The sequence below is a fragment of the Microvirga calopogonii genome (assembly GCF_003347665.1).
GTDB lineage: Bacteria > Pseudomonadota > Alphaproteobacteria > Rhizobiales > Beijerinckiaceae > Microvirga > Microvirga calopogonii.
The window spans coordinates 1-5,089 of record NZ_QDGA01000187.1 but is presented as its reverse complement, the minus strand read 5'-3'; the positions used below and the strand labels follow the sequence as shown (position 1 = coordinate 5,089).

Annotated in this window: 5 protein-coding genes and 1 pseudogene; 5 read left to right on the top strand and 1 reads right to left on the bottom strand. The window is 61.7% G+C overall.

The features are described 5' to 3' along the window. The 4 genes and pseudogenes from phbB to DDF70_RS39130 all read left to right on the top strand — a co-directional run. A partial coding sequence (phbB, locus tag DDF70_RS35340) for an acetoacetyl-CoA reductase (RefSeq protein ID WP_114949155.1) occupies positions 1-693 on the top strand: 693 nt, incomplete at its 5' end. Between the two features lie 162 nt (positions 694-855). After that, positions 856-1,827 (top strand): Bug family tripartite tricarboxylate transporter substrate binding protein, encoded by a 972-nt coding sequence (locus DDF70_RS35335; protein ID WP_114949154.1) that lies wholly within the window; start codon positions 856-858, stop codon positions 1,825-1,827. Positions 1,828-2,153: 326 nt separating this feature from the next. Further along, positions 2,154-2,633 carry a nuclear transport factor 2 family protein gene (locus tag DDF70_RS35330; RefSeq protein ID WP_114949153.1) on the top strand — a complete coding sequence of 160 codons (480 nt, stop codon included), beginning with the start codon at positions 2,154-2,156 and terminating at the stop codon, positions 2,631-2,633. 469 nt (positions 2,634-3,102) lie between these two features. After that, positions 3,103-3,827, top strand: a pseudogene (locus DDF70_RS39130) (nitroreductase family protein). 39 nt (positions 3,828-3,866) lie between these two features. Here DDF70_RS39130 and DDF70_RS35315 read toward each other — a convergent pair. Next, a complete protein-coding gene (locus DDF70_RS35315) occupies positions 3,867-4,445 on the bottom strand; it encodes a TetR/AcrR family transcriptional regulator (RefSeq protein ID WP_114949150.1) in 579 nt (192 codons plus the stop codon). A gap of 144 nt (positions 4,446-4,589) precedes the next feature. Between DDF70_RS35315 and DDF70_RS35310 the strand changes: the two genes are divergently transcribed. Beyond that, a partial coding sequence (locus tag DDF70_RS35310) for an oxygen-binding di-iron domain-containing protein (RefSeq protein ID WP_114943885.1) occupies positions 4,590-5,089 on the top strand: 500 nt, incomplete at its 3' end.

Here is a 5,089-nt window from a genome sequence, read left to right as displayed (position 1 = left end):
CGCGGCATCGGTGCCGCGATTTCAAAAGGCTTGAAGGACGCGGGCTACAAGGTTGCCGCGAATTACGGCGGCAATGACGAAGCCGCCAATCGGTTCAAGACGGAGACCGGCATTCCGGTCTTCAAATTCGACGTTTCCGATGCAGCATCCTGCGAGAGCGGCATCAGGTCCGTCGAAGCCGAACTCGGCCCGGTCGACATCCTGGTCAACAACGCGGGCATCACCCGCGACGGCATGTTCCACAAGATGACCTACGATCAGTGGTCTGCCGTCATCCGCACCAATCTCGATTCCATGTTCACCTGCACGCGCCCCGTGATCGAGGGCATGCGCGAGCGCGGTTTCGGACGCATCATCATCATCTCGTCCATCAACGGCCAGAAGGGCCAGATGGGGCAGGCGAACTATTCCGCTGCGAAGGCAGGCGTGATCGGCTTCGCCAAGGCGCTGGCGCAGGAGAACGCCAACAAGGGCGTCACCGTCAACGTGATCGCGCCGGGCTACATCGCCACGGAAATGGTGAAGGCCGTCCCCGAAGAGGTTCTCAAGTCGAAGATCCTGCCGCTCATTCCGGTCGGCCGCCTCGGCGAGGCCGAGGAGATCGCCCGCAGCGTGCTCTTCCTGGCCGCCGACGAGGCCGGCTTCGTCACCGGCTCGACCCTGTCCATCAACGGCGGCCAGTACATGGCCTGATCGGATGAGGCCCGCGAAAGTGTTGAACAGGTAAGCCAGCACCCAAAAGCAGCAAGTTCGCTGACTCGCAGGCGCTCGACCAACCCTCGTGGAGCACTGCCGCCCATCAAGGGCAAAGCCAACCAACGTGATGTGCAAATGAAGAACCAAGGGAGACAGGAAATGACCTTAGATCGTCGCAGCTTCAACAAAGCCCTCCTCGCTGCTGCCTCAGCCGGCTTTCTGCCGGCATTGCCGGCATGGGCGCAAGAGCTCAAGAGCCTTAAGATCATCGCTCCCGCCGGTCCCGGAGGCGGATACGATCAACTCGCTCGCGCGGTGCAGGATGTGCTGATGAAGGAAAAGATCGCCACCAGCGTGCAGGTCCAGAACGTGCCGGGTGCCGGCGGCACCATCGGCTTGGCCCAGTTCATCAACGCCAAGGATCGGGACCCCTCGCTGATGGTCGCCGGGTTCGGTCTTGTGGGCGCCCCGGTCATCAACAAGTCGCCGGTGACCCTTGAGCAGACCACCCCGCTTGCCCGTCTCCAGGGCGAGTATCAGCCGCTGTTCGTAGCTGCTGACTCACCCATCAAGACCGTCACGGACTTGGTCAACAAGTTCAAGCAGGATCCCGGCTCGGTCACCTGGGGTGGCTTTGCGCATGGCTCTCCCGACCACGTCCTGTGTGGCCTTGTCGCCAAGGCAGGCGGTGGTGACGTCAAGAAGATGAACTACATTCCCGTCGGAACCGGCGGCGAGATGCTGCCGCTGGTGATGAACGGCAAGATCACCGTTGCAACGGGTGGCCTCAACGAGGTCGCGAGCCAGTTCAAGGTGGGCAAGCTCAGGTCGATCGGCATCTCATCGCCGGAGCGCCTGCCCGGCATCGACATCCCAACCTTCCGGGAGCAGGGTGTGGATGCGACGCTCGTCAACTGGCGCGGCCTGATGGCTCCTCCGAATGTCAGTGCGGAGGACAAGCAAGCCCTGGAAGCGGCCGTCGCCAAGCTGGTGCAAAGCGAGTCCTGGAAGAAACTCCTCCAGGAACGGGAGTGGGTCGATCTCTACATGCCCTCCGCCCAGTTCGGGACGTTCATCAAGGAGGAGCAGGCTCGTATCACGGCAATCCTCAAGGAACTTGGCCTCGGTTAGTGATTGGGTTGAAACTAACTCATTCGATCGATGAATGAGTCACCCCGGACGATGCGCCTCGGCCTCAAGATGGCATGGGACCATTAGGGCTGCTGGTTCCATGCGGGAGGAGACGATCTTTCCGCATGAACCTTGAACGCATCAAGTAGCGAGGGGGGAACACCCGCAAAGGATCCATAACGACGCCTCTTGCACTTCTGTGAATTCGACCGAATGACCGCTGGGGCGGAGAGCTGCAGACCTTCAGAAGGCGTCGTGAGCAGGCTCGACATGCAGTGATGGTACTTGCGCCAACCACTTTCGCTTCGCCACAGAGGATGCCCGATATGGAAACCTTGGACACTCTCGATCACATCGCAATCAACGATGTCCTGTGCCGCTTCTTCCTTGCCTTCGACGAGCGGGATTGGGCATCCATGCAGAGCTGCCTCTCGACCGCGGTCTTCATTGACTATGCCTCGTCAGGCCGTGAGCAACCCAGCACCATGAGCAGCACCGAGTTCGTTCAACGCCGGCGGAATGCAGTCGACACCCTGGCCAAGCATCACAGCTTTTCCAACCTGCTGCTGACGAAGCAAGAGGATGGGGTTGGAGGACGCTGCAACTACCTGATCCTGAGGTTCGACCGCGACTTCAAGGGGGAAGGTGAGGACTTCTATCATTCATGCGGGGCCTACGAGTTCCGGTTCGGCAAAGCCGAAGGTGCATGGAAGATTACCAGCATCACACAACGGGCGCTGCGGAGCTGGGGAAACCGTCAACTGCACGGCGGATCGCGGAAGCCCAAAGCCCAGGACAAGGTTTGAGGCAACGATCCATCAAGGAGGGAACGCTCGTACTATAAGGGCCGAGCAGAGGTGCGCCAGGTTCCGACAGCTCCGAGGCTCCCATCAGCCCCAAAAGTGCTGGTTCCGCTAGGAAGACGACTGTGCCGAGACGCCTCAAGTGACGATGGCCACAGGGCAGTACGAGAGCCTGTTAAATCTCTGGCCCTCTGCGATGCAGGCTGGTGATTTGCAGTCGTCGATGGAGTCTTTTGTGCCGATTTCACCGCCTCTCCAGCATCAAAGGGCCAGCGCAAGATCCGTTCCTGATTGGGCGCTAAGATAGAACGGATCGACAACTGGTGGCGCGAGGCTTAAAGCCGGATCCTATGCTCCCTTTCCATCTTTGACATTCATTGGTCAATGGTCATGGCCGGCTTGGGCCAAGACTTGGGGCTAGGAGCGCAATCAGACAGCGCCCTCATGGATTTGCTCAACATGCTCCAGCGAAATGTGCGATCTTACGTGTGACGGGAACGATGGGTGTGCTGAAGCGGCTTGGCGCTGTCAGCTTCTCACGGGACACCAAGAGGCGACGATCGTGGCAACTATCGGATCACTGATGACGAGCCTTTCTGACCCGAAGGCGGAAGGGCTGAGGCTGTTGCAACGCATCTGTGGAAGACGCTCGACTTCGCCGCGGCATCTGACGGCGCCGGGTCCAACGGACGACGAGATCCTCATGCTGGTGCGGGCCGCCTCCAGGGCACCTAACCACCTCCGCCTGAAGCCATTTCGTTTCATCGTCATCCCACCGGATCGACGTGATGCCCTGGCGGATGCGTTCGAGGTCGCCGAGCGCGAACTCGATCCCGGCATCGGCGGCGAGAAGCTCGAGCGGGCCCGAGAGAAGGCCCTCCACGCGCCGACGCTCCTGGCCGTGATCTCACGCGTGTGCAGGAGAACGCCGAGGTGCCCGAGATCGAGCAGCGCGCGTCGGCTGGAGCTGCCCTCGGCTACGTGGTCCTGGCCGCTGACCTCCTCGGCTACGGCGCGATGGCCGTGAGCGGCCGCAAGGTGGCGACGCGGGCGATGCGTCGTGCCTTCAGTCTCGCGGACAACGAGGAGCTTCTCTGCTTCGTTGGGGTCGGGACACCTGTTAAGGTCAAGGGAACACCACCGGAGCCGGACCCGGAAATCCTCCAGACCTGGCCTCGGGCAGCGGAGAAACCTTAGTCCGCGGCGTCATGTTCAAGGCGGCGGTTTCGCCCGTGTTCATGCTTCCTTGGCGCAATCGATCGCTTGGACCATGGCCCTGACAGCGGCGTCCCGATCGAGCCCGCTCTCGCGGACCAGGGTGCGCCATGTGAAGAAGCTGAGGGCCAGCCTCAGCACGGTCCGCTGCGTCATGCTCAGGTCCGCTCCGAGCACCTCCTGATAGGCCGCCATGGACGGGCCGTACCGCAACTCGGCGATCTCCTTCGTCAACGGATGGTATTCGGCATCCCGCAGCACGCAGGCGGCCAGATCGGCATTGCGTTCGTACCAGCCATAAACCGCATTGAGGCCAACCCGGAGACGCTCGCGCGGATCCTCGATCGTGCGCCAGGCTGCGGCGTCGGGGAGGGGATCACGCTCAAGCGTCAGACCCGAGCAGGCCAGGAAAAGGCTGCGCTCATCGGGAAAGTGGGCGTAGAGCGTGTGCCGCTGAACGCCGGCCCGCTCGGCGATCATGCTGAGAGATGTGAGCGCCGGACCGACGCTGCCGTGCAGGTCCACAGCCGCCTCGACGATCCTCTGCCGGGTCTCCGCCTGCTGTTCCGCACGCTTCTTGAGGGTGTAGGTCCGGGTCATGTGTGTTTCGGCACACCGCATGGTGCCGCCATATTGACCATCTGCCGATTTCACTGCACGCTATTGTACGTTCAAATGTGACTGCTGTCCACCGTGCCCAGTCCGGCCGGTGGCACCCACCAAGATGATCGCGTGGAGAAAGTCATGGGACCCAACATCAGCGAAATCGCCGACGGCATCTATCGGATTTCCGTGTTCGTGCCGGATATCGCCCCGCCGACCGGCTTCACCTTCAACCATTTCCTCGTGCGCGGCGACGAACCGCTCCTGTTCCACACGGGGCTGCGAAAGATGTTCCCGCTCGTGTCCGAAGCCGTGTCCCGGATCATGCCGGTTCAGGACCTGCGCTGGATCACGTTCGGCCATTACGAGGCCGACGAATGCGGCGCCATGAACGAATGGCTGGCTGCTGCCCCGGACGCTCAGGTGGCGCATGGGATGACGGGATGCCTGGTGTCGCTGAACGACATGTCGGATCGACCGCCACGGGTGGTGGCGAATGGCGAAGTGATCGACATCGGCGGCAAGCGGATCCGCTACATCGATACCCCGCACACCCCGCACGGGTGGGATGCCGGCGTGGTTTACGAGGAGTCGACCCAAACCTTGCTGTGCGGCGACCTCTTCACCCAGCTCGGCAATGG

Bases quoted from the DNA above. Each gene is read 5' to 3' on its own strand.
- DDF70_RS35335 (WP_114949154.1), top strand. From the start codon at position 856: ATGACCTTAGATCGTCGCAGCTTCAACAAAGCCCTCCTCGCTGCTGCC.
- DDF70_RS35315 (WP_114949150.1), bottom strand. From the start codon at position 4,445: ATGACCCGGACCTACACCCTCAAGAAGCGTGCGGAACAGCAGGCGGAG.
- DDF70_RS35330 (WP_114949153.1), top strand. From the start codon at position 2,154: ATGGAAACCTTGGACACTCTCGATCACATCGCAATCAACGATGTCCTG.